Source organism: Isoptericola sp. NPDC057559 (assembly GCF_042801555.1).
Classification (GTDB): domain Bacteria; phylum Actinomycetota; class Actinomycetes; order Actinomycetales; family Cellulomonadaceae; genus Isoptericola.
Map to the genome: position 1 here is coordinate 59,753 of NZ_JBHVFQ010000018.1, position 23,355 is coordinate 83,107.

The 23,355-nt window shown below is 72.6% G+C and carries 25 protein-coding genes; 14 read left to right on the top strand and 11 right to left on the bottom strand.

From position 1 onward, the window contains the following. Positions 1-23 precede the first annotated feature (23 nt). From ACFU5J_RS15975 to ACFU5J_RS15990, 4 genes are all read left to right on the top strand, one after another. Positions 24-803, top strand: a complete 780-nt coding sequence (locus tag ACFU5J_RS15975) for a c-type cytochrome (protein ID WP_430575977.1) — start codon at positions 24-26, stop codon at positions 801-803. Further along, on the top strand, positions 800-1,852 hold the full coding sequence (locus tag ACFU5J_RS15980; protein WP_430575978.1) for a Rieske 2Fe-2S domain-containing protein: 1,053 nt from the start codon (positions 800-802) through the stop codon (positions 1,850-1,852). The genes ACFU5J_RS15975 and ACFU5J_RS15980 overlap by 4 nt, the downstream gene beginning before the upstream one ends. Further along, complete coding sequence (locus ACFU5J_RS15985; protein ID WP_430575979.1) at positions 1,849-3,552, top strand: cytochrome bc complex cytochrome b subunit; 1,704 nt, start codon at positions 1,849-1,851, stop codon at positions 3,550-3,552. Before ACFU5J_RS15980 ends, ACFU5J_RS15985 begins: the two co-directional genes overlap by 4 nt. Positions 3,553-3,722: 170 nt before the next feature. Next, positions 3,723-4,349 carry a superoxide dismutase gene (locus ACFU5J_RS15990; protein WP_430579377.1) on the top strand — a complete coding sequence of 209 codons (627 nt, stop codon included), beginning with the start codon at positions 3,723-3,725 and terminating at the stop codon, positions 4,347-4,349. A gap of 76 nt (positions 4,350-4,425) precedes the next feature. Here ACFU5J_RS15990 and ACFU5J_RS15995 read toward each other — a convergent pair whose 3' ends face one another. From ACFU5J_RS15995 to coxB, 4 genes are all read right to left on the bottom strand, one after another. Then, complete coding sequence (locus ACFU5J_RS15995) at positions 4,426-5,265, bottom strand: hypothetical protein (RefSeq protein WP_430575981.1); 840 nt, start codon at positions 5,263-5,265, stop codon at positions 4,426-4,428. Between the two features lie 168 nt (positions 5,266-5,433). Further along, entirely contained in the window at positions 5,434-5,835 is a 402-nt protein-coding gene (locus ACFU5J_RS16000) for a cytochrome c oxidase subunit 4 (RefSeq protein ID WP_430575982.1), read from the bottom strand. Continuing rightward, the gene (gene ctaD, locus ACFU5J_RS16005; RefSeq protein WP_430575983.1) at positions 5,832-7,652 is read right to left on the bottom strand and encodes a cytochrome c oxidase subunit I; all 1,821 of its coding nucleotides are present in this window, start codon (positions 7,650-7,652) and stop codon (positions 5,832-5,834) included. Before ctaD ends, ACFU5J_RS16000 begins: the two co-directional genes overlap by 4 nt. Further along, positions 7,652-8,572, bottom strand: a complete 921-nt coding sequence (gene coxB, locus ACFU5J_RS16010; protein ID WP_430575984.1) for a cytochrome c oxidase subunit II — start codon at positions 8,570-8,572, stop codon at positions 7,652-7,654. The genes ctaD and coxB overlap by 1 nt, the downstream gene beginning before the upstream one ends. Positions 8,573-9,020: 448 nt before the next feature. Between coxB and ACFU5J_RS16015 the strand changes: the two genes are divergently transcribed. Both ACFU5J_RS16015 and ACFU5J_RS16020 read left to right on the top strand, forming a co-directional pair. After that, positions 9,021-10,151, top strand: a complete 1,131-nt coding sequence (locus ACFU5J_RS16015) for a cysteine desulfurase family protein (RefSeq protein WP_430579384.1) — start codon at positions 9,021-9,023, stop codon at positions 10,149-10,151. Next, a complete protein-coding gene (locus tag ACFU5J_RS16020; RefSeq protein WP_430579378.1) occupies positions 10,148-10,423 on the top strand; it encodes a sulfurtransferase TusA family protein in 276 nt (91 codons plus the stop codon). Before ACFU5J_RS16015 ends, ACFU5J_RS16020 begins: the two co-directional genes overlap by 4 nt. A gap of 78 nt (positions 10,424-10,501) precedes the next feature. On the opposite strand, the gene ACFU5J_RS16025 is transcribed toward ACFU5J_RS16020, so the two are convergent. Continuing rightward, positions 10,502-10,852: a HesB/IscA family protein gene (locus tag ACFU5J_RS16025; protein ID WP_380319894.1), complete on the bottom strand. Its 351-nt coding sequence runs from the start codon at positions 10,850-10,852 to the stop codon at positions 10,502-10,504. A 181-nt stretch (positions 10,853-11,033) separates the two neighbouring features. Next, positions 11,034-11,507: a hypothetical protein gene (locus ACFU5J_RS16030; protein WP_430579379.1), complete on the bottom strand. Its 474-nt coding sequence runs from the start codon at positions 11,505-11,507 to the stop codon at positions 11,034-11,036. 122 nt (positions 11,508-11,629) lie between these two features. On the opposite strand from ACFU5J_RS16030, the gene nadA reads away from it, so the two are divergent. The 3 genes from nadA to ACFU5J_RS16045 all read left to right on the top strand — a co-directional run bounded on the left by nadA (position 11,630) and on the right by ACFU5J_RS16045 (position 14,109). Then, complete coding sequence (gene nadA, locus ACFU5J_RS16035; RefSeq protein ID WP_430576473.1) at positions 11,630-12,850, top strand: quinolinate synthase NadA; 1,221 nt, start codon at positions 11,630-11,632, stop codon at positions 12,848-12,850. A gap of 35 nt (positions 12,851-12,885) precedes the next feature. Beyond that, a complete protein-coding gene (locus ACFU5J_RS16040) occupies positions 12,886-13,497 on the top strand; it encodes a DJ-1/PfpI family protein (RefSeq protein ID WP_430575987.1) in 612 nt (203 codons plus the stop codon). Between the two features lie 75 nt (positions 13,498-13,572). Continuing rightward, positions 13,573-14,109 carry an acyl-CoA thioesterase gene (locus tag ACFU5J_RS16045; protein ID WP_430576474.1) on the top strand — a complete coding sequence of 179 codons (537 nt, stop codon included), beginning with the start codon at positions 13,573-13,575 and terminating at the stop codon, positions 14,107-14,109. 16 nt (positions 14,110-14,125) lie between these two features. Here ACFU5J_RS16045 and ACFU5J_RS16050 read toward each other — a convergent pair whose 3' ends face one another. The 3 genes from ACFU5J_RS16050 to ACFU5J_RS16060 are packed head-to-tail and all read right to left on the bottom strand — an operon-like array spanning position 14,126 to position 18,064. Continuing rightward, positions 14,126-14,668, bottom strand: coding sequence for a hypothetical protein (locus ACFU5J_RS16050; RefSeq protein ID WP_430575988.1), 543 nt, complete (start codon positions 14,666-14,668; stop codon positions 14,126-14,128). Further along, complete coding sequence (locus ACFU5J_RS16055; RefSeq protein ID WP_430575989.1) at positions 14,658-15,164, bottom strand: pyruvoyl-dependent arginine decarboxylase; 507 nt, start codon at positions 15,162-15,164, stop codon at positions 14,658-14,660. The genes ACFU5J_RS16050 and ACFU5J_RS16055 overlap by 11 nt, the downstream gene beginning before the upstream one ends. Continuing rightward, positions 15,161-18,064 carry a response regulator gene (locus tag ACFU5J_RS16060; RefSeq protein WP_430579380.1) on the bottom strand — a complete coding sequence of 968 codons (2,904 nt, stop codon included), beginning with the start codon at positions 18,062-18,064 and terminating at the stop codon, positions 15,161-15,163. Before ACFU5J_RS16060 ends, ACFU5J_RS16055 begins: the two co-directional genes overlap by 4 nt. A 134-nt stretch (positions 18,065-18,198) precedes the next feature. Here ACFU5J_RS16060 and ACFU5J_RS16065 point away from each other — a divergent pair, with 134 nt between their 5' ends. Together ACFU5J_RS16065 and ACFU5J_RS16070 are read left to right on the top strand one after the other, a co-directional pair. Beyond that, a complete protein-coding gene (locus ACFU5J_RS16065) occupies positions 18,199-18,585 on the top strand; it encodes a response regulator (protein ID WP_430575991.1) in 387 nt (128 codons plus the stop codon). Beyond that, complete coding sequence (locus ACFU5J_RS16070) at positions 18,582-18,929, top strand: Hpt domain-containing protein (protein WP_430579381.1); 348 nt, start codon at positions 18,582-18,584, stop codon at positions 18,927-18,929. The genes ACFU5J_RS16065 and ACFU5J_RS16070 overlap by 4 nt, the downstream gene beginning before the upstream one ends. Before the next feature lie 4 nt (positions 18,930-18,933). On the opposite strand, the gene ACFU5J_RS16075 is transcribed toward ACFU5J_RS16070, so the two are convergent. Both ACFU5J_RS16075 and ACFU5J_RS16080 read right to left on the bottom strand, forming a co-directional pair. After that, positions 18,934-19,755, bottom strand: coding sequence for a hypothetical protein (locus ACFU5J_RS16075; RefSeq protein WP_430579382.1), 822 nt, complete (start codon positions 19,753-19,755; stop codon positions 18,934-18,936). Positions 19,756-19,759: 4 nt separating this feature from the next. Further along, complete coding sequence (locus ACFU5J_RS16080; RefSeq protein WP_430575994.1) at positions 19,760-21,184, bottom strand: dipeptidase; 1,425 nt, start codon at positions 21,182-21,184, stop codon at positions 19,760-19,762. A 39-nt stretch (positions 21,185-21,223) separates the two neighbouring features. Here ACFU5J_RS16080 and ACFU5J_RS16085 point away from each other — a divergent pair, with 39 nt between their 5' ends. The 3 genes from ACFU5J_RS16085 to ACFU5J_RS16095 all read left to right on the top strand — a co-directional run. Then, positions 21,224-21,838, top strand: coding sequence for a DUF3043 domain-containing protein (locus ACFU5J_RS16085; protein WP_430575995.1), 615 nt, complete (start codon positions 21,224-21,226; stop codon positions 21,836-21,838). A 34-nt stretch (positions 21,839-21,872) separates the two neighbouring features. Then, positions 21,873-22,886: an aldo/keto reductase family protein gene (locus ACFU5J_RS16090; protein ID WP_430575996.1), complete on the top strand. Its 1,014-nt coding sequence runs from the start codon at positions 21,873-21,875 to the stop codon at positions 22,884-22,886. Between the two features lie 83 nt (positions 22,887-22,969). Next, a partial coding sequence (locus ACFU5J_RS16095; protein WP_430579383.1) for a hypothetical protein occupies positions 22,970-23,355 on the top strand: 386 nt, incomplete at its 3' end.

Sequence of the window (23,355 nt, forward strand, 5' to 3'; positions counted from 1 at the left end):
ATCTGCGAGACGAGGATCATTTCGTGAAGGCACTCGCCGCCCGCAGGCACCACCGGCTGGCGCCGGTCGTGCTGCTGCTGCTGGCGCTGCTGGTCACGGGCGGCGTCTACGCCGCCCTTGCCCCGAGCCCGGCCCAGGCCGACACCGCCAGCACCGCGGACATCGAGACCGGGAAGAAGCTCTTCCAGGCCAACTGCGCCACCTGCCACGGACCGAACGCGGAGGGCACCGCTCAGGCGCCGTCGCTCGTCGGCGTGGGCGCCGCCGCGGTCGACTTCCAGGTCTCCACCGGCCGGATGCCCATGCAGATGAACGGCCCCCAGGCCGAGGCCAAGCCCCGGCAGATGAACGAGGAGCAGACGGCCGCGCTCGCCGCGTACGTCGCGTCCCTCGGCGCCGGCCCGGCCATCCCCACCGACGAGCAGGTGGACGGCAGCCAGGGCGACCCGGCCAACGGCATGGCCCTGTTCCGCACCAACTGCGCGATGTGCCACAACGCCGTCGGCGCCGGTGGCGCCCTCTCCGAGGGCAAGTTCGCGCCGCCGCTGTGGGACACCTCCGGCCGCAACGTCTACCAGGCGATGCTCACCGGCCCGCAGTCGATGCCGGTGTTCAACGACGCCAACATCACGCCGACCGAGAAGCGCGACATCATCGCGTTCCTCGACGAGCAGGACCAGGGCTCGGCCGGTGGCCTCACCCTCGGTTCGCTGGGCCCGGTCAGTGAGGGCCTCTGGGCCTGGATCATCGGCATCGGCCTGATCATCGGCGGCGCTGTGTGGATCGGAGCGAAGTCCTCGTGAGCGAGAACCAGAACCCCCAGGGCGCGTCGCGCGACGTGACCCCCCACGGTGGCAACGGCACGGTCGAGCACTCCGACCGCTTCGCCGACCCGGGCGTCCCGACGCACCACCCGCGCCTCGCGGACACCGACACCAAGGCCGCCAAGCGCAACGAGCGGATCATCGCGATCCTCTTCGCGATCTCCTGCGTGGGCACCGTCGCGTCCCTCGTGGCGTACTTCGCCGTGCGGCCGGACGGCACGACGCCCGGCGTCCGCATGTCGACCGTGCTGCTCGGCGTGGCGATCGCCGTCTCGCTGTTCGGCATCGGCTTCGCCGCCGTGCACTGGGCCAAGACCCTGATGTCCTCCAAGGAGTACGTCGAGGAGCGCCACTCGAGCGCGAGCTCGGAGGACGTGCGCGAGGTCGTCCAGCAGCAGTTCAAGGACGGTCTCGAGGACTCCGGCATCGCCCGTCGCCCGGTGCTCAAGGGAGCGGTCGTCTCGGCGCTCGCCCTCTTCCCGCTGACCATCGCCGTGCCGCTCGTGTCGAGCGTCGGCGGTACCTGGAACGTCGCCTCGTTCCGCAACACGATCTGGCGGAAGGGCATGCGTCTCGCGTACGACCCGTCCGGTCGTCCGATCAAGGCCTCGGACCTCACCGTCGGCTCGGTCGCGCACGTCATCCCCGACGTCCCCGCCGAGGAGCGCGAGTCGCACGAGTGGATCACCGAGAAGTCGAAGGCGGTCGTGCTCCTCGTGCGCATGGACCCCCGCGACCTCAAGCGCGACCACCGCCCCGGTGCCTCCTACGACGGCATCGTCGCGTACTCGAAGATCTGCACCCACGTCGGGTGCCCGGTCGCCCTCTACGAGCAGCAGACGCACCACCTGCTGTGCCCGTGCCACCAGTCGACGTTCGACGTCGCCGACGGCGCCAAGGTGGTCTTCGGTCCTGCCAAGCGCCCGCTGCCCCAGCTGCCCATCACCGTCGACGACGAGGGGTATCTTGTGGCTGAGGACGACTTCGACGAGCCCGTCGGCCCGAGCTACTGGGAGCGACTGAAGTGAGCACCACGACAACTCCCCCCGCCACGGCGGAACCCACGACGTTGATCGGCAAGTCCGCCGACTACCTCGACCAGCGGACCAAGATGGGCGTGCTCGCCAAGCAGCTCGTCCGCAAGGTCTTCCCGGACCACTGGTCCTTCATGCTCGGCGAGATCGCGCTGTTCTCGTTCGTCGTGCTCCTCATCTCCGGCGTGTTCCTGGCGATGTTCTTCGAGCCGTCGATGGCGCTCACCACGCACCACGGCGCCCCGGCGACGATGGACGGCCAGCTGATGTCGGTGGCCTTCTCCTCGACCCTCGACATGTCGTTCGAGGTGCGCGGCGGTCTGCTCATGCGGCAGATCCACCACTGGTCGGCGCTGATCTTCGTCGCCGGCATCGTGGTGCACATGATGCGCGTCTTCTTCACCGGCGCGTTCCGCAAGCCCCGCGAGCTCAACTGGCTCGTCGGCACGCTGCTGCTGATCATGAGCCTGCTGGCCGGCTTCTCCGGCTACTCCCTCCCGGACGACGTGCTCTCCGGCAACGGTCTGCGCATCACCGACGGCGTCATCAAGTCGATCCCGATCATCGGGTCGTACCTGTCCTGGTTCGTCTTCGGCGGCGAGTTCCCGGGAGAGCACATCATCCCGCGCCTGTTCACGGTGCACATCCTGCTCGTGCCGGCGCTGATCCTCGCGCTCGTGGGCGTGCACCTGTTCCTCATGGTGCTCAACAAGCACACGCAGTACCCGGGCGGCGGCCGCACCGACCGCAACGTCGTCGGCTACCCGGCGGTCCCGGCGTTCGCCACGAAGATGGGCGGCAACTTCTTCATCATCTTCGGCGTGCTGGCCCTCATGGGCGGCACCCTGGCGATCAACAACGTCTGGAACTACGGCCCGTACGACCCGTCACCGGTGTCCGCAGGCGCCCAGCCCGACTGGTACATGCTGTTCCTCGAGGGATCGCTACGCCTCATGCCGGGCCAGGCCGAGATCGTCACGTGGGGCGACTTCACGCTCTCGCTGAACATCCTCGTGCCCGCGGTCATCATCCCGGGCCTGCTGTTCACGTTCCTGTTCGTGTACCCGTTCGTCGAGGCGAAGGTGACGGGCGACCACCGCGAGCACCACGTGCTCGACCGGCCGCGCAACGTGCCGACCCGCACGGGCCTGGGCGTCGCGTTCCTCACGGCGTTCGTCATCCTCGCGCTGGCCGGGTCGAACGACCTCATCGCCACGCACTTCGCGCTGTCGATCAACGCGATCACCTGGGTCTTCCGGGTCCTGTTCTTCGTCGGCCCGGTCTTCGCGTTCTGGGTCACCAAGCGGATCTGCATCGGCCTGCAGCGCAAGGACCGTGAGCTCGTGCTCCACGGTCACGAGACCGGGCGCATCGTCCGGTTCGCGAACGGCGAGTACATCGAGGTCCACCGCCCGCTCGACGAGCAGGAGCGCTGGCTCCGCGTGAACTACGAGCCGCGCCGCCCGCTCGAGATCGAGCCGGCGACGGACTCGCGTGGCGTCAAGCGCAAGGGCTACAAGAAGGACAAGCGCTGGCAGAAGCTGTCGCGGTTCTTCTACGAGGACCGTGTCGAGCCCGTGACCCCGGCCGAGCTGGCCGCGGCGCACGCGCACGGCGAGCACGACGAGCTCGAGCCGGCCCACGACACCCCCGAGCTGGTCTCGGGGTCTGGATCCGTCGAGCGGGAGCACTGAGTCTCCTGCAGGCTGGACCGGTGGCCCGCGCTCCCTTCCCCCGATTCGTCGGGCGGGGTGCGCGGGCCGTCGTCGTTCCCGGCACCTAGTGTCGGCCGGACGCAGCCCTCGACGACGTCCCCATCGCACGCCGACCACGACGTGCGGCACGCAACCGGAGGTATCTCAGCATGGCTGTCTACACGCTCCCTGACCTGCCCTACGACTACAGCGCCCTGGAGCCGCACATCAGCGGCAAGATCATGGAGCTGCACCACGACAAGCACCACGCGGCCTACGTCGCGGGCGCCAACACCGCCCTCGACAAGCTCGCCGAGGCCCGCGAGTCCGGCGACAACGCCGCGGTGAACCTGCACGAGAAGAACCTCGCGTTCAACCTCGGCGGCCACACCAACCACACCGTCTTCTGGCACAACCTGTCCCCCGAGGGCGGCGGCGAGCCCGAGGGCGAGCTCGCCGAGGCCATCAAGGACGCCTTCGGGACCTTCGCCGCCTTCCATGCCCAGTTCGCCGCCGTCGCCACCGGCATCCAGGGCTCCGGCTGGGCCGTCCTCGGCTGGGACTCCATCGGCCGACGCCTCGCGATCTTCCAGCTCTTCGACCAGCAGGCCAACGTGCCCGTCGGCATCACCCCGCTGTTCATGCTCGACATGTGGGAGCACGCCTTCTACCTCGACTACCTCAACGTCAAGGCCGACTACGTCAAGGCCGTCTGGAACATCGCCAACTGGCAGGACGTCGCCGCCCGCCTGCAGCGCGCCCGCACCCAGACCGCCGGCCTGATCGTCCCCGCCTGACGCAGACCGCCCGGACGCACGACGGGGGCCCCGCACGCGATGCGTGCGGGGCCCCCGTCGTCGTGGAGCCCGGGCGTCAGCCCTGGGTGCCGAACTCCGAGTACGGGACGACCTCGTCCTTGGCCGGGGCCTTGATGTCGACGGGCTCGCCCCACTTGGAGAAGGCCGTCGAGACGACCATCTCCTGGCCGCTGACGTCCATCGTGATGTCCGCGGCGACCGGCAGGCCTTCGGGGGCGACCTTGTAGACCAGGGTCATCTCCCCCACCTGGTCGGCCATGTCCGCATTCACGCCGGTCGCGCCGTTCTCGAGCTTCGAGGGGTCGATGGTCATCGTGTAGACGTCGGCCTCGACGCCGTCGACCTTCTCCGTGCCGGTGTGCTCGAACTTCGTGACGGCGTCGGCCATCGCCTCCGCCTGGGCGGCGGCGTCCATCGACTCCATCGAGTCGAAGGTGCCCGCCATGTTCGGGTCCGCGGCCATCTCCTCGGCCGTCAGCGAGAGGTACTTGCCCTGCGTCAGCTCGCCCATGGACATGTAGATCGTGCCGTCGAGCAGGATGATGTCCATGTCCATGCCCATGACGCCCATGGACATCTGCATGGCCGTGTCCTCGACGGTCTTGCCGTAGGAGATGTCCGCCGTGGTGGTGGTCTCGCTCATCCCGGCGGAGTCGGCCAGCTCACCGCCGTAGGTCATCTCCATGTGCGACGTCGTGGCCTTCTCCTGCGCCGCCTGCATCTGCTCGGCGAGGTCGGTGAGGTCCGCCGCGGTGGTGATCTCGGCGGTCTGCTCCTGGGCGGCCTCGGAGCCGCCAGAGGTGGAGGCAGCGGGCTCTCCGCTCCCGCAGGCGCTCAGTGCGAGGGCGACCAGGCCCGCCGATGCCAGGGCCACGGACTTCTGGGGGACGCGCACGTGCTGCTCCTTCTCAGGGAATGATGAGGTTTCATTCCATCACGGCAGGGCCCGACGGTGGGGTGCGCGGCCGCACCCTTCGCGGATCGTTGCCGTTCCGTGTCCGCCCGGCGAACGACGACGCGCCCCGCTCCGGAGGAGGAGCGGGGCGCGTCGGCTACTGCTGTGTCAGTGCGCGTGCTGTCCGCGGCTGAACTCGAAGACCCAGCCGACGAGGCCGATGACACCGAGGACGAAGCCGATGTAGAGCACCCACCAGCCGACCGCGAGTCCGAGGAACGCGATGGCGGCGGACGCGGCGATGACCAGAGGCCACCAGCTCCACGGCGAGTACACGCCCTGGTCGCCGGCGCCCTGCTCGATCTCGCCCTCTTCGTCGTCCTCGGGCCGCGCGTCGATCCGCCGGGCCGTCAGAGCGAGGTAGGCACCGACCATGGCCATCAGTGCACCCACGAGCGGGATGCCCAGGTAGCCGACCGGCTCCGTGAAGTGCGTGACGAGCCCGTAGATCACGCCCACCAGGACGAAGAACGGTGCGAGGAACAGGAAGAGCTTGATCTCGATCTTCACTTGCGGTTCTCCCCCTCGTCCTCGATGACCGTCGTGGTCGACTGCGCCGCGTCGGACTGCGCGCTGTCGCGCCGCTCCTCGACGACCTCCTGCTGGCCCCGGCGCTGCGAGTCGCCGTACACGGCGTTCAGCGCTCCGTGGCCGGGCGCCTGCTCCATCGCCGCGACCTCGGGGTGGTGCAGGTCGAACGCCGGCGACTCCGAGCGGATGCGCGGCAGCGACGTGAAGTTGTGGCGCGGCGGCGGGCAGCTGGTGGCCCACTCGAGCGAGCGACCGTAGCCCCACGGGTCGTCCACGGTGACCTTCGGCGCGTTGCGCCAGGTCGTGTACACGTTCCACAGGAACGGGAGGGTCGAGGCGGCGAGGATGAACGCGCCGATGGTCGACACCTGGTTCTCCCAGGTGAAGCCCTCCTCCGGCATGTAGTCCGCGTAGCGGCGGGCCATGCCCTCGACGCCCAGCCAGTGCTGGATGAGGAAGGTCATGTGGAAGCCGACGAACAGCATCCAGAAGTGGACCTTGCCGAGGCGCTCGTTCAGCATCCGCCCCGTGAACTTCGGCCACCAGAAGTAGAAGCCGGCGAACATCGCGAACACCACGGTGCCGAAGACGACGTAGTGGAAGTGCGCCACGACGAAGTACGAGTCGGACAGGTGGAAGTCCAGCGCGGGGCTCGACAGGATGATGCCGGTCAGACCACCGAAGAGGAACGTCACGAGGAAGCCGATCGACCACAGCATCGGTGTCTCGAACGTGAGCTTGCCTCGCCAGAGCGTGCCGATCCAGTTGAAGAACTTCACGCCTGTCGGGATCGCGATGAGCATCGTCATGAAGGCGAAGAACGGCAGCAGCACGGCGCCGGTCACGTACATGTGGTGCGCCCACACCGTGACGGACAGGGCCGCGATCGCGATCGTCGCGATGATGAGGCCCTTGTAACCGAAGATCGGCTTGCGGCTGAAGACCGGGAAGATCTCCGACACGATGCCGAAGAACGGCAGCGCGATGATGTACACCTCGGGGTGACCGAAGAACCAGAACAGGTGCTGCCAGAGGATGGCGCCACCGTTCTCAGGGTTGAAGACCTGCGCCCCGAGGCGGCGGTCGGCACCCAGCGCGAAGAGCGCGGAGGCCAGCGGCGGGAACGCCATCAGCACCAGCAGGCTCGTGACGAGCGTGTTCCACGTGAAGATCGGCATCCGGAACATGGTCATGCCCGGCGCGCGCATCGTGATGATCGTGGTGATGAAGTTGACGGCACCGAGGATGGTGCCGAAGCCCGCCAGCGCGAGGCCGAACACCCAGAGATCTCCGCCCAACCCTGGACTGAACGTCGTGTTCGACAACGGTGCGTAGGCGAACCAGCCGAAGGAGGCGGCGCCCTGCGGGGTGAAGAAGCCCGCCGCGGCGATGATGCCGCCGAAGAGGAACAGCCAGTACGCGAACATGTTGAGCCGCGGGAAGGCGACGTCCGGCGCACCGATCTGCAGCGGCATGATCACGTTGGCGAAGCCGGCGAACAGCGGCGTCGCGAACAGCAGCAGCATGATCGTGCCGTGCATGGTGAAGAGCTGGTTGTACTGCTCCTTGCTCTGCACGATCTGCAGGCCGGGCGAGAACAGCTCGGCCCGGATCAGCAGGGCGAGGATGCCTCCCACGGCGAACCAGATGAACGACGTGATGAGGTACATGTACCCGATCGTCTTGTGGTCCGTGGAGGTGATCCACTTGACCACGGTGCGACCGAGGTTCTGGCGCTTCGGCGCGAGGCCGGGGATGACCTCGGCGCCGTACGCGGTGGCTGTCGTGGCCGCCATCAGTTCTCGACCTCCGGGAGCGTGTCGTCCTGCGGGAAGTTCGCGTGCTGCTGGCGGTTCAGGTCGAGGCCGAGCTCGCCCGTCTGCCCCGCGTCGCGCAGGTCGCTCATGTGTGCGTCGTACTCCGCCTGGGAGACGACCTTGACGTTGAAGAGCATCCCGGAGTGGAACTCGCCGCAGAGCTCGGCGCACTTGCCGGCGTACGTGCCCTCGCGGGTCGGCGTCACCTGGAACGTGCCGGTGCGGCCCGGGATCATGTCCTGCTTGTACAGGAACGCGGGGATCCAGAACGAGTGGATGACGTCGCGCGAGTCGAGCGTGAACTCGACCGACTTGTCGACCGGCAGGTACAGCGTCGGGACGTCCTTCGAGGTGCCCGGGGCGCCGTCCACCTCGTCGTCGACGGTCTGACCGCCGACGTCCAGGAGGTGCTGGCCGGAGTCGTAGACGCCGTCGTCCAGGTAGTTGAAGTCCCAGCTCCACTGCTTGCCGATGACCTGGATGTTCACGTCGGGCTCGGCGCTCGTGTCCTTCACGGCGGACATGTCGCGGTCCGTGTAGAAGAACAGGACGAGGATCATGATCGTCGGCACGGCCGTGTACATGATCTCGAGCGGCATGTGGTAGCGCGTCTGGACCGGGAGCTGGTGGTCGTTGCGGCGCTTGCGGTAGGCCGCGACGCACCACAGCATCAGGCCCCAGGTGATGACACCGATGATCAGCGCTGCGATCCAGGAGCCGACCCAGAGGTTGGTGATTCGCTCGGTCTGGTTGGTCACCTCCCCGTCGCTGTAGCCGGGCAGGTATCCGCGCTTGACGGAGTCGCTGGCACAACCGGACGCCAACACCGCGACGGCGCCGGCGATGACCGTCGCGCGCAGGATGACCCGCCGGGTGCGGGTGGGGCTCTTCGAGTGCAAGGGAGGCCTTTCACGTCACGTCCTGCCCGAACGCCACCGCCCTGGGGGGCGGGCGCGCAGACGGGACCTTCGTCCTCGATGTGATGCAGCCTAGCGCGCCCGGAGCAGGTTCGACGCCGCGAAAGCCCCGTCGGGACGTGACTCTTTCCGCACGGGACGTCCACATCTGCTCGTTGCACACAGACCCCTGCGGAGTGTCAGATCGTTGCCCTCGGGTGTCAGATCCTCGGCCGCCCGCCGGCCCGATCGGCGCCCCGCCCCGACCCGCCGAAGATGGCACGATCGTGCCCTGGGTGCGGGTTCCGCGCCCCGTCGCGCGCCGTCCGCCGGCCGTCGCGCCGCACGTCATCCCCCACGGAGCACACCTGTGACGGACACCACCGATCCCGCCGCGCCCCCCTCCCCCGCGACCTCGCCCGCACGCGCGACACCGGCGCCCGCCGCGCGGGTGCACCTCGACAACGGGGGCGGCGCGCCGCTGCACCCGCTGGCGCGGCAGGGGCTGCTGCAGGCGCTCGAGGACGGCTGGGCCGACCCGCGCCGTCTTCACACGGAGGGGCGCCGTGCCGCCCGGCTGCTGGACGGCGCCCGGGAGGCCGTGGCGGCCGTCCTCGGGGCGCGCACCGAGGAGGTCCGGTTCACCGCCGGCCACGTCGCCGCGCTCCACGCCGCCGTGCTCGGCACCGCCGAGGCCCGGCGGCGCGCCGGCGGCGACGTCGTCGTCGGGGAGACCGAGCGTGCCGCGGTGCTGCACGCCGCCTCCGCGTCCGCCGCGGCGCACGGCGGGGCCCGGGTGACGGTCGGCGTCGACCGCCACGGCCGCGTGGACCTCGACGCCTTCCGCGCCGCCGTCGCCGCACCCGGTGTCGCGGTCGCCGCGCTCCAGCACGCCAACGGGGAGGTCGGGACGCGCCAGCCGCTGCGCGCCGCCCACGAGGCCGCCCGCGCCGCCGGCGTGCCCCTCCTCGTGGACGCCGGCGCGAGCCTCGGCCACGACGACGTGCCCGACGCCTGGGACCTCCTCGCCGCCCAGCCCTCCGACTGGGGCGGCCCGGCGGGCGTCGGCGTCCTCGCGGTGCGCCAGCGCGTGCGGACCGTGCCGCCCGGCCCCGAGGACGCCGACCCGTGGGCGCCCGGCGGCGTGAGCGTGCCCGCGGCGTTCGCCGCGGCCGTCGCGCTGCAGGCCACGGTCGCCGACCGGGTCGCCGAGGACGCGCGACGCCGCGCGCTCGTGGGCCGCGTGCGGGCCGCCGTCGCGGCGGTCCCCGACGTCGAGGTCGTGGGCGACCCGGACGACCGGCTCCCCCACGTCGTGACCTTCTCCTGCCTCTACGTCGACGGCGAGGCGCTGGTGACCGAGCTGGACCGGGCCGGCTTCGCCGTCGGCTCGGGCTCCGCGTGCACGTCGAGCACCCTGGAGCCCTCCCACGTGCTCGCGGCGATGGGCGTGCTCACGCACGGGAACGTCCGGGTCGCGCTGGACCGCTCCACGACGGAGGACGACGTCGAGCGCTTCCTGGCCGTGCTGCCCGGTGCGGTCCGGCGGGTCCGCGACGTGCTCGGGGTGAGCGGGCTGTGACCGCGCACCCCGGGGACGACACCGGCACGGTCGTGGTCGACGCCCGTGGCCTGCGCTGCCCGCTGCCGGTGATCCGGCTCGCGGCGGCCGCCCGCGACCTCCCCGCCGGGACGCTCGTCACCGTGCTGTCGACCGACCCCGCCGCCCGGCACGACGTCCCCGCGTGGGCGCGGATGCGCGGTCACGCCATGGCGGGCGACCCCGAGCTCCGCGAACCGGACGAGGGTGACGCCGTGTGGGTGCTGACGGTGCGGCTCGCCGCCGGGCCGTGAGCACGACGCCCGCGCACGACGACGGCCCGGCCACCCCTGAGAGGGGCGACCGGGCCGTCGGAGGCCGGGATCAGCGGCTCAGCTGAACGAGCCGCCGCAGGCGCAGGAGCTGCCGGCGTTCGGGTTGTCGATCGTGAAGCCCTGCTTCTCGATGGTGTCCGCGAAGCCGATCTTCGCGCCCTCGAGGTAGGGCACGCTCATGCGGTCCACGACGACCTCGACGCCGTCGAAGTCGCGCAGCGCGTCCCCGTCGAGCAGACGCTCGTCGAAGTAGAGCTGGTAGATCAGGCCGGAACAGCCGCCGGGCTGGACGGCCACACGCAGACGCAGGTCGTCGCGGCCCTCCTGCTCGAGCAGGCTGCGAACCTTGTCGGCGGCGACGTCGGACAGGTCCACGCCGTGCGTGGCGATCTCGGTGGTGTCGGTCATGCTTCCTCCAACAGACGGACCTTTGCGGCTGTTCCCGATCCTACGCGCGAATCTCGCGGACGCGATGACGCGGCTCACAGCCTGCGTGCCGCACGCCCGGACCGGCGGTCCTCGGGCCGCGTCGGGCCGCGTCGGGCCGCGTCGGGCCACGTCGGGCCACGTCAGGCAACGTCAGGCCGCGTCAGGCCCACGACGGCGCCCACGTCCGCGCCACGCGCGCCGTCGCCGCCACGACGTCCGCCCCGGTCTCGTGCACCCCGCTGACGCCCGCCCCGGACCACTCACGTCGCGAGACCTCGCTGCGGCCGACCAGCAGCACGACGGGCACCGCGAGGGGCGCAGCGGCACGGACGGCGGCGGCCACGAGGCCCTCGCGCAGCGTCGTCGCGTCCAGGACCGCCAGGTGCACGACCACGAGGTCCGCCGCGCCGGCCGCCGCGCCCAGCGGGCCCGTCCCGGGCGCGGCCACCGACGTCAGGCCCAGCGCGTCCAGCGGGACGAACACCCCGACGGGCCCGCCGTGGCCGGGCGGGGCGGGCGCGGCCCCGGGCACCACCGCGGTCCGCACCTCGCAGGACGGCGCGGCCTCGCGCCACGCGGTCGCGAGCCCCTGGGCCAGGTCGGCGTCCTCGGCGACGCAGAGCAGCACGTGCATGCCGTGATCGTGGCACAGCCGGGACGCCGACGGGTCCGGCGGGAGCCCGCGGGACGACGCCGCGGGCCGGACGCACGGCCTCGCGCACGCGTGCGCTGTGGAAACATGAGCGGGTGACCACCCTGCTGAACGACACCGCGGGCACCCCGACCGGCGCCTCGACCGGCTTCGCCGAGCCCGCACCCTCCGCGCTGCTGCTGCTCGGCCAGGGCCGCGACCTCGCCTCCGAGCGCGGCGTCGAGTGCACGGGGGCGCTGCCCGCGCCGTCCGACCCCGACCTGGTGGACCGGGCCCGCGCCGCGCGCGCCGCGCTGGGCGAGCGCGCGTTCGTCCTCGGGCACCACTACCAGCGCGACGAGGTCATCGACTTCGCGGACGTCACGGGCGACTCCTTCAAGCTCGCGCGCGAGGCGGCCGCCCGCCCCGAGGCGGAGTTCGTGCTCTTCTGCGGCGTCCACTTCATGGCCGAGAGCGCCGACATCCTCACGTCGGACGCGCAGCAGGTCGTGCTGCCCGACCTCGCCGCCGGCTGCTCCATGGCCGACATGGCGGAGATCGGTCAGGTCGAGGAGGCCTGGTCCGTGCTGCAGGACGTCGGGATCGCCGACGACACCGTGCCGGTGACGTACATGAACTCCTCCGCCGCGATCAAGGCCTTCACCGGCCGGCACGGCGGCACCGTCTGCACGTCGTCCAACGCCCAGGTCGCGCTGCGCTGGGCGTTCGACCGCGTGGGTGGCGTCGAGGGCACCGGCAAGGTGCTCTTCCTGCCCGACCAGCACCTGGGCCGCAACACGGCCGTCCTCCAGCTCGCCATGAGCCTGGACGACTGCGTGGTGTACGACCCGCGCAAGCCGCTGGGTGGCCTCACCGAGCAGCAGCTGCGCGACGCGCGCATGATCCTGTGGCGCGGGCACTGCTCCGTGCACGGCCGGTTCTCCGTGCGCAACGTCGAGGACGTCCGGGCGAAGGTGCCCGGCGTCGAGGTGATGGTGCACCCCGAGTGCAAGAACGAGGTCGTCACCGCCGCCGACCGGGTCGGCTCGACGGAGTACATCATCAAGGCCCTGGAGTCCGCCGAGCCCGGCAGCTCCTGGGCGATCGGCACCGAGCTCAACCTGGTGCGGCGCCTCGCCAAGGCGCACCCGGACAAGCAGGTGCACTACCTCGACTCGACCGTGTGCTTCTGCTCGACCATGAACCGCATCGACCTGCCGCACCTGGTGTGGGCGATGGAGTCCCTGGTCGAGGGGCGCGTGGTCAACCGGATCGTGGTCGACGCCGACGACGCCCACTGGGCGCGCGTGGCGCTCGACCAGATGCTGGCGCTGCCGGGGATCTGACCGGGGGCCGCACGGCCCGGGACACGGGAGAAGGCATGAGCACGGACAGCGGGCTCCACATCGGGATCCTCGTGTTCGACGACGCCGAGGAGCTCGACGTCGTCGGGCCGTTCGAGGTGCTCGCCGCCTGGGAGCAGCACTCGCTCGTCGAGTCGGGGCTCAAGCCGCACGTGAGCACGTTCTCGCGCGACGGCGAGGGCGTGCGGCTGGCGAAGGGCCTCCGGCTCGTGCCGGCGCACTCCGCCGACGACGTCGGGCCGCTGCACGTGCTCGTGTACCCGGGCGGCTGGGGCACGCGCGCCATGATCGCCGACCCGGCGCACCTGGAGTGGCTGCGGCAGGTGCGCCTCCAGACGCCGCTCCTCGCGAGCGTGTGCACCGGGGCGCTCGTGCTCGCGGCGGCGGGCCTGCTGGCGGGACGGCCCGCGACGACGCACCGCGACCACTACGACGAGCTCGCACAGCTCGACCCGAGCGTCGTGGTGGACACCGAGGCGCGGTTCGTCGACGACGGCGACGTCGTCACGGCGGCCGGGGTCTCGGCCGGGATCGACATGGCCCTGCACCTCGTGGCCCGCCTGGAGTCGCCGGAGGTCGCCCGCGCCGTGCGGCGCGGCATCCAGTACGACCCGGCTCCCCCGGTCTAGCGCCGCCTCCCGCGCCCCGCACCGTCGGGTACCTGATACCGGCGGTCGCCGATATAGCCTGCGCGGGTGACTCGAATGATCCAGCTCACCTGGGCCTCCCTGCGGCCGCGCAAGCCCGTCCCCGGCCAGGGCCTGCTCGACCCCTCCGTGACGACGATGCGGGTGCACCCCGGCGACCTCGACCTGTACCTGCACGTGAACAACGGCTCGTACCTGCAGATGATGGACGTGGCGCGCTCGAACTTCATCGCCGACCTCGACGGGTTCGCGAAGATCGGCGACCGCAAGTGGTACCCCGTCGTCGCCGCGTCGACGATGACGTACAAGCGCTCCCTGCAGCTGTGGGACCGGTTCGAGATCACGACCCGCGTGCTCGGGTGGGACGAGCGCGTCGTCTACATGGAGCAGGCCTTCACCTGCAAGGGCCGCCTCTACGCCCGCGGCTACGTGGCCGGGCGGTTCCTGGGCCCCGGCAACGCGCGTGTCCCCGCCCCCGACGTCGTCGCGCTGATGGGCCACGACGCGCCGCCGCGGAGCCCCGAGCTCCCCGCCGACGTCGCCGCGTGGGCGCGGGCCGTGGACGTCGCCCACCGGGACGCCGGCCGGGTCTGAGCCGGCCCGCCGGCGGTCAGTGGAACGTGGTCGCGTAGTAGGTCTGGCGGTCGACCGTCTCCACCGTGACGTCCTGCGTGCGCTCCAGCCGGCGGCGCAGGTTGTCGGCGAACCGCAGCGAGTCGTCGTTGAAGCGGGACACGTCGTACGCGCACACCACCCGGTGCTCGGCGAGGTGGGCGACCAGCGCGTCGATCATGTCCATGAAGGTGCGCGTGGCGCGCCGACCGGGGTGCGCGAGCGTGAAGCCGATGTACCAGACCGCGCCGCGCGCGGCGTGCTCCGGGTAGCGGGCCGCGAAGAACTCCGGGCTCACCCACGGCACCGCGGCCAGGTCCGTCGCGAGCGTCGTCAGGCCGACCGGCTCGCCGGCCCGGTCGTGCGCGAGGAGCTTCAGCACGCGCGGGTCGGCCATCTCCTCGTCGAACTCCTCGCGGTGCAGCACGTGCCGCGCCGCGGCGCGCGTGCGCAGCGGCTCGAACGCCTCCAGGTAGAGGCGCCAGAAGCCGTCGGCGACGTCGCCGGACACGGTCGGCTCGAACGTGACGTCAGCGTGCACGGCCCTGCTCCTCCCAGCCTGCTCGCCGGTAGGTCGCGACGACGACCGCGCACACCGGGAGCGTCTCGCACGTCAGCCCGGTGACCATGCGCCCCTCCGGGGCGTAGGTGCCGCCGCGGGTCGTCGACAGGTCCTCGAGGCTGTGCGTGAGGTCGGTGGCGACCTGCTCGTGCGACGGCCCGTCGTGCTCGACGAACAGGCCCGCGCCGCTGCCGTCGTCGCGGCGCGACCACGCCACCCCAGCCCACGCCTCGTGGCCCGGCAGCGACGCGTACCCCGCGGCGTACACGCACCACAGCGCGTCGCCGTGCTCCCCCTGCAGCTGGTCCGGGCCGTCGACCTCGAGGACGACGCTGCCCGGGGGGACCACGGAGCTGAGGCGCACCAGGTTGAAGTCGCCGACTCCGGCGGCGACGAGCGCGGCGTCGAACGCCGCGAGGGTGGTGCGCCCGCTCCCGGTGCCGGCGCTCACGCGGATGGTCAGGGGCTCGGTCATGGGGTCCTCGGGTTCGACGGGTCGGGGGGCACGGGGGCGACGCGGCCGGACGCCGCATCCAGGAGGTCGAGCACGGGGCGCAGGACGGCGTCCGGTGCCTTCTTCCCCTTCGTGAGGAAAACGGTACTGCCGAGTCGCAGGTCGTCCCGCTCGCGCGACCCGACCTCTGCCCCCGAGTACACGACGAGGGGGACGTGGCGCAGCCGCCCGCTGCGGCGCAGGTCGGCCACGAGGTCCTTCCCGGACCCGTCGGGCAGCCGCAGGTCGAGCACCACGAGGTCCGGCTCCTCGCCCCGCGCGAGCGCCACGCGCGCCTCGGCCACGCCCCGGGCCGGGATCACGTCCAGGCCGCCGTTCTCCAGGACGGTCACCAGGACGTCCCGGAGGCCATCGTCGTCCTCGACCACCAGCACCCGGTCGTGGTGGGGACGCAGCCGGATCACCTCGCGGACCGTCTCGACGAGCCGGTCGGGGTCGACGGGCTTGACCAGCCAGCCGTCCGCGAGCGCCGCGGTCTCCCGAGCGTCGGCCGGGGCCGTCCCCGACACCACGACGACCGGCAGCTGCGCCGTCGCCGCCGACCGCCGGAGGTGTCGGAGGATCTCCGTGCCACCGGTGCCGGGCATCGCCAGGTCGAGCACGATGGCCGCGGGGTGCTCGTCCTCGACGACGTCGACCGCCGCGCGGCCGTCGGTCACCCCCACCACGTCGTAGCCGCGCAGCTCGAGCACCTCGCGCAGCACCTCCACGACGTACGGGTCGTCGTCGACCACCACCACGCGCGTCGCCGGGCCGTCATCGTCCGGCGCGTCCGGCACGGCGGGCGCCGCCATGGCCGAGACGACGCGCGGCAGCGTGAGCCGGAAGCTGGAGCCGCGCCCCTCCCCCTCGCTCACGGCCCACATGCGGCCGCCGTGCCGCTCGACGATGCTGCGGGCGATCGCGAGGCCGAGGCCGGTACCGCCGCGCTCGCGCGCGTCGGAGGCGTCCACCTGCTCGAAGCGGCGGAACACCGCCTCGAGCTTGTCGGGCGGGATCCCCCGCCCCTCGTCGTCGACGCGCACCTCCGTCAGCTCGCCCACCGGGACGGCGGCCACCCGGACCGTGCCGCCCCGCGGGGAGAACTTCACGGCGTTGCTGAGCAGGTTCACGAGCGTCTGCACGACGCGCTCGCCGTCGACCCGCATGACGTCGTCGCTGCTCGCGGGCGCCAGCACCACCCCGGCCTCGTCGGCCTGGATGGACACCTGCTCCACGGCGGCCGCGACCAGGGCGTCGACCTGGTGGTCGGCCAGCTCGAGGGGCGTGGTCCCGGCGTCCATGCGCTCGACGTCGAGGATGTCGTCGACGAGCCGGCCGAGCCGCTCGCTGCTGGTCAGGGCGATGCGCACCATGCGCGCGGCCTGCTCGGACGACCGGTCGAGCACGCCGCTGTCGAGGAGTCCGAGCGCGCCGCGGATCGAGGTGAGCGGCGTGCGCAGCTCGTGGCTCACGACGGAGACGAACTCGTCCTTGATGCGCTCCACCTCGCGCCGCTCCGTGACGTCGCGGAAGACCACCACGGCCCCGGTCACCTCGCCGTCGGCGCGCAGGGGGCTCGCCGTGACCTCGACGGGGACGTCCTTGCCGTCCAGCCGCCGGTAGACGTCCTGCTCGGCCGTGGCCGTCACGCCGTCGCGCACCGCCTCGGTGATGTAGCACCGGTCGGACGGGTAGGGGGTGCCGTCGGCGGCGGGCGCGTGGAACGTCTCGTGGGCGTCGTGGCCGACGAGGTCGGCGGCGGTGACCCCCAGGGTCCGGGCGCCCGCGGCGTTGACGAACGTGACCCGGCCGGCGGTGTCGACGCCGTAGATGCCGTCGGCCACCGACTCGAGGGTGCGTTCCCGCTCGCTGGCCAGCGCGCGCAGCTGCGCGGTGCGCAGCTCCACGCGGCGCTCGAGGTCGTGCCGCAGCGACTCGTTGTCGACGACCACGAGGATCTGCCGGACGACGACCGCCACGAGGACCGCCGTCCAGAGCGCGTTCGCCACCCACGGGAACGCCTGCCCGGCCTGGCCGACCCGCACGAGGGCGGCGGCGAGGAAGATGCCGAACGTCACGACCGTGCCGAGCACCGCCGACCCCTTGGCGCGCTCGTCCGCCAACGGGCTGCCCGAGGCGGCGGGGTGGCGCGCGGCGACCGCGATCGCGAGGTAGCCGCCCACCCACGCGGCATCGATCGGGCTGCCGAACGTGAAGCCGCCCTGGGCCGTGAGGAGCGCGAACGACACGTCCGCCACGGCGTACAGGACGAACCCGCTGCCGACGAGGCCGAGCGGCACGCGCTCCGCGGCGCTGGACCGGTTGAGCACCAGCACCGCGAAGGTCGCGAGGAGGGCGTCGACCACGGGCAGCGCGTAGGCGGTGAGGGCCGGCGTCGAGGAGAAGGTGCGCCCCTCCAGCGCGACGGCGAACACCGCGATGTACAGCACCGAGCCGCCGACGACGATGCTGTCGAGCAGCATCCGCACGACCTCCTGGCCGCGGGGGCGCACCGTCGGGAACAGGGCCAGGCCGACGACGCCGAGCGCCAGCGCCGCGATGTACGCGACGTCCCCGGTGTCCGGGTCTCCTACGGCCACCGCGTAGACGTTGCCGAGCACGCCCACGACGCCGCCGACGGCCAGCAGCCCCCAGGCCCGCCGCCGGCGTCCGGCCGACCGCACGGCCCGCCACCCGCAGCTGAACGCCGCGACGACGCCCGCGGCGGCGATCGCCGTCCTCGAGAGCTCGGCCCGCGCCGCCTGGTCCATCGGTCCGGCCAGGACCACCACCAGCGCCAGCACCCCGACGCCTGCGGCCCAGCACCAGCGCACGAAGGTGCGGTGCCCCCGCGCCGTCGTCTGTCGCGCATCCCCCATGGGGCCGAGGTTAGGAGAGGTTGGCGTGCTCCGCTCTCCGCACGGGGCACGGGGGTTCGGGCGACGGAGAGCGCCGGAGGCCGCCGGGAGGTACGGTCGAGCGGACCGGGCAGGCGGACGAGGGGGAACAACACGTGGCGACGGGGGGCCGACGCGTGGTCGTCATCGACGACGACCCGTCGATCCGGGAGGTGGCCGCACTGGCGCTGTCGGCCGTCGGCGGGCACGAGGTGCACACGGCGGGCGACGGGACGGCGGGGCTGGAGGTCGCGCGGCGCGTGCGGCCGGACGCGATCCTCCTCGACGTCATGATGCCGGTGCACGACGGGCCCACGGTGCTGGGCCGCATCCGTGCCGTCCCGGAGCTGGTCGACGTGCCGGTCGTCTTCCTCACGGCGAAGGTCGGCACCCCGGAGATCTCGCGCCTCGACGGCCTGGGCGCCGTCGCCGTGCTCACCAAGCCGTTCGACCCGCTGCGGCTGTCGGACGAGCTCGCGGCCGCGCTGGGGTGGGACGCGTGACCTCCGCCGACCCGGAGGGCGGGCTCGGCGACGCCGTCGTGGTCCTCGCCCGCCGGGCCCGCGCGCGCAACGTCGGCCGTGCGCGGCGCATCCTGGAGCTCCTGGACGCACCGGGCGCCCCGCTCGACCGGGCCGCGCGGGAGGAGGCGGAGCACCTCTGCCACACCGTGACCGGGTCCGCGAGCACGTTCGGGGACCTGGAGCTCGCCGGGGCGACGCAGCGGCTGGAGGCCGCGCTGCACGACGGACGAGCCCAGGACGCCGCCGCCGCCCTCGACGCCGTCCGCACGGCGATCGCTCCCGCCGACGAGGCCCCCGGCTCCCCGGACACCGCCGGCCCCTAGGTGCTCACCCCTCCGGCACGTCCGGCAGCGCCCGCACGTCCGTGAGCGCACCCGCGAGCGCGACGGCGTCGTCGTCGGAGACCGCCGGCAGCGCCTCGAGCTCCGCGCGGAGCTCCCGCGCCTCGCTCCCCTCGCCGGCACGCACCGCCAGCTCCGCCAGATAGGCGAGCACCGGCGCGACCTCCGCCGTCGACGGGGCGTCCGCGCCCGTCCGCGCCCGTCGCAGGGCGCCGCCGAGCACCTTGCGGGCCTGGGCGACGTCCCCGTGCGAGTCGGCGACGACGACGGCGTTCTCGAGGGCCCTGGCGAGGGGGCCGCCGCCACCCGAGGTCCACGTCGTGGTGCCGCCCTCCCCGGCGACCACGGGCGCGTCGGGCGCGCGGGTCACGCGCACCCAGTTCCCCGCGGGGTCCACGAGGCTGAACCCGCTGAGGCCCCCGTTGTTCGCCCGCCGGCGCGGCCGGGTGATCCGTGGCACGCCGGCGAGGGGCAGCCGGCCCAGCAGCGTGCGCAGCCCCGCCGCGAAGGCGTCGTGCACGGGCTGCGTGTCCGGGACGACGAGCACGCACGACGAGTGGCTCTGCTCGGGGTCCCACCCCGGCATCCCGTAGTACTGCACCTGGATGCCGCCGCGGCCGAACGCGACGAACGGGTTCGGGCGGCGCTGCCGGTACGTCGTCTCCAGGCCGAGCGCGGTCCAGAACTCCACCAGGGCGTCGAGGTCGGACTCGTCGCCGCCGCACGGGAGCAGCGGCACCATGCTCGCCCGCGCGGCGGCGCGGTCGAACGCGCCGCCGTGCGGGTCCGCGGGACCGGCGCCCGGCACCGGGTCAGCCCTGCGCCGCGACCTGGCGCAGCAGCAGCGCCTCGGCCAGCACGACCTTGCGCAGCTCGCCCAGGTGCACCGACTCGTCGGCGCCGTGCGCGCGGGAGTCCGGGTCCTCGACGCCCGTGACCAGCACGGAGGCGTCGGGGAAGAACTCGAGCAGGTCGGCGATGAACGGGATGGAGCCGCCGACGCCGATGTCCACCGGGTCGGTGCCCCACGCGGCGGCGAACGCGGCCCGGGCGGCGCGCATCGCGGCGGAGTCGCCGGCGGCGTGGAACGCCCGCCCCTGCTCCCCCGGCCGCCAGGTGACGCGCGCGCCGAACGGCGCCGCCGCCTCCAGGTGGGCGCGCAGGGCGTCCTCCGCCGCCTGCGGCTCCTGGCCCGGCGGGATGCGCAGCGACAGCTTCGCCGCCGCGCGGGCGGCGATCGTGTTCGACGCGTGCGCGACGCTCGTGGCGTCGATGCCGATGACGGACAGCGCCGGCTTGGTCCACAACCGGCCCGCGATCGTGCCCTCGCCCGCGAGCTCCACGCCGTCGAGCACCGAGGAGTCGGCGCGGAACGCCGCCTCGTCGTAGTCGACCTCCGGCTCCGGGCCGCTCACCAGGCCGGGCACCGCGACGTTGCCCGCGTCGTCGTGCAGGGTGGCGATGAGGCGGGCCAGCAGGGTGTTCGCGTCGAGCACCGGGCCGCCGAACATGCCGGAGTGCACCGCGTGCCCGAGCACCTCGACCTCGACGACGCCGTCCACCAGGCCGCGCAGCGAGGTGGTCAGGGCCGGCACGCCGACCTTCCAGTTGGTGGAGTCGGCGACGACGATGACGTCGGCGGCGAGCAGCTCGCGGTGGTCGGCGAGGAACTGCCGGAAGCTCGGGGAGCCGGACTCCTCCTCGCCCTCGACGAAGACGGTGATGCCGACCGGCAGGTCCGCTCCGGTCTCGGCGGCGAGCGCGGTGAGCGCCCGCAGCGCGCCGACGTGCGCGACCAGCCCGGCCTTGTCGTCCGCGGCGCCGCGCCCGTAGAGGCGCTCGCCCACCTGGACGGGCACGAACGGGTCGGTGGCCCACGCCGCGGCGTCGCCGGGCGGCTGGACGTCGTGGTGGGCGTACAGCAGCACGGTGGGTCGGCCCTCGGGAGCAGGGCGGCGCGCGACCACGGCGGGCGCACCGGGCGTCCCGTCCGGGCGGGCCGAGCTCAGGATGCGCACGTCCGGCAGGCCCGCGTCGCTCAGCAGCGCGGCCACGGCGTCGGCGCTGGTGGCCACGTGGGTCTGGTCGAAGGCGGCCGCCGAGACGCTCGGTATGCGCACCAGGCGCTCCAGGTCGGCCTGGAGCTCGGGGAACTGCCGCTCGACGTGCGCGCGCAGGGTGGCGGCGGCGTCGTCGTGCGGCGGGGCGGCCGGGGAGGGGGCGGGGGTGTCGGTCACGCGGCTCACGCTACCCGCGCGCTCGACTACCCTGGGTGCGTGTTCTCTCGCCACAAGTCCGACGCGACGTCGTCGTCCCCCGACTCCACCGACCCCGTCGACGCGGCCGCCGAGATCGAGCAGTCCGGTGCGCCCGCCGGCAAGGGGCGCCCCACCCCCAAGCGCAGCGTGTCCGAGGCCGCGAACAAGCGGCCCCTGGTGCCGAACGACCGCAAGGCGGCGACCAAGGCGGCGCGGGAGAAGTCTCGCGAGCAGCGCAACCTCGAGTACAAGGCGATGCAGACCGGCGACGAGCGCCACCTGCCGCCTCGCGACAAGGGCCCGGTCAAGCGCTACGTGCGCGACTACGTGGACGCCCGCTGGAACCTCGGCGAGTTCTTCCTGCCCGTCGCGTTCCTCTTCATCATCCTGAACCTCATCTTCAGCCGGAACATCACCATCTCGGCCCTCGTGCTGATGCTGCTGTACGCCGTCGTGCTGCTGACCATCGCCGACGCGTTCCTGCTGTGGCGGGGGCTCAAGAAGCGCCTGCTGGCCAAGTTCCACGACGTCCCCAAGGGCACGATGATGTACGCCGTCATGCGGGCCTTCCAGATCCGCCGCTCGCGCCTGCCCAAGCCGACGTCGAAGAAGCACGGCGTCTACCCGGAGTGATCGACCGGCCGTGCGCCCGCCCTAGGGTGGGCGCATGGTCAACTACCGGTACCTCGGCAACAGCGGTCTGAAGATCTCCGAGATCACCTACGGCAACTGGCTCACCCACGGCTCGCAGGTCGAGAACGACGTCGCGACGCAGTGCGTGCGGGCCGCGCTCGACGCCGGCATCACGACGTTCGACACCGCCGACGTCTACGCGAACACCAAGGCCGAGCAGGTGCTCGGCGACGCGCTGGCGGGCGAGCGGCGCGAGTCGCTCGAGATCTTCACCAAGGTCTACTGGCCCACCGGCCCCGGCGGCCCCAACGACACCGGCCTGTCGCGCAAGCACGTCATGGAGTCGATCGACGGCTCCCTGACGCGGCTCGGCACGGACTACGTCGACCTGTACCAGGCGCACCGGTACGACACCGAGACGCCCCTCGAGGAGACGATGCAGGCGTTCGCCGACATCGTCCGCCAGGGCAAGGCGCTGTACATCGGCGTCTCCGAGTGGACCGCCGACCAGATCCGCGCCGGCGCCGCGCTCGCCAAGGACCTCGGGTTCCAGCTCATCTCCTCCCAGCCGCAGTACTCCATGCTTTGGCGGGTCATCGAGGAGGAGGTCGTACCCGCCTCGAAGGAGTGCGGCCTCTCGCAGATCGTCTGGTCGCCGATGGCGCAGGGCGTGCTGTCCGGCAAGTACCTGCCCGGCCAGCCGCTGCCCGCCGGCTCGCGCGCGACGGACACCAAGGGCGGCGCGCAGAGCATCCGGCGCTTCCTCGACGACGACGTCCTCACGCGGGTGCAGGGCCTGAGGCCCGTCGCGGACGAGCTCGGCCTGTCGATGGCGCAGCTCGCCGTCGCCTGGGTGCTCCAGAACGACAACGTCGCCGCCGCGCTGGTCGGCGCGTCCCGGCCCGAGCAGGTCGCGGAGAACGTCAAGGCGTCCGGCGTGACCATCCCCGCCGAGCTCATGGCGCGCATCGACGAGGTGCTCGGTGGCGTCGTCGAGCGCGACCCGGCGAAGACCGCCGAGAACGCGCCCCGGACCCGCGTGGCCTGACCCGCGGTCGACGTCGCGGTTCCTCCGGGTCTCGTCGCGGGACGCGGAGGAACCGCGACGTCGCCTCGCGCTACGGTGCCACCATGCCGCTGCCGACCGTCCGGCCCGCCCGGCCCGACGACGCCGCCGCGGTGTGGCCGCTCGCCCGCGACCTCGCCACCAGCTTCCGGCCCCGGCGCGAGGTCTTCGAGTCGTCCTTCGCCACGCTCGCGGCACGCGAGGACTCGCTGGTCGCCGTCGTCACCGACGCCGCCGTCGGCCCCGGGCCGCTGGGCTACCTGCTCGCCGGCGCGCACCTGACGTTCTTCGCCGACGGCCCGGTCTGCTGGGTCGAGGAGGTCATGGTCGACCCGGCGCACCGTGGCCTGCACGACGGGGGCGACGCCGAGCGCGTAGGCGAGCGTCGCCCTGCCGACCGTGACGCCGAGCAGGTCACCCTCCAGCACGTCGGCGACCTCGAGACCGGACC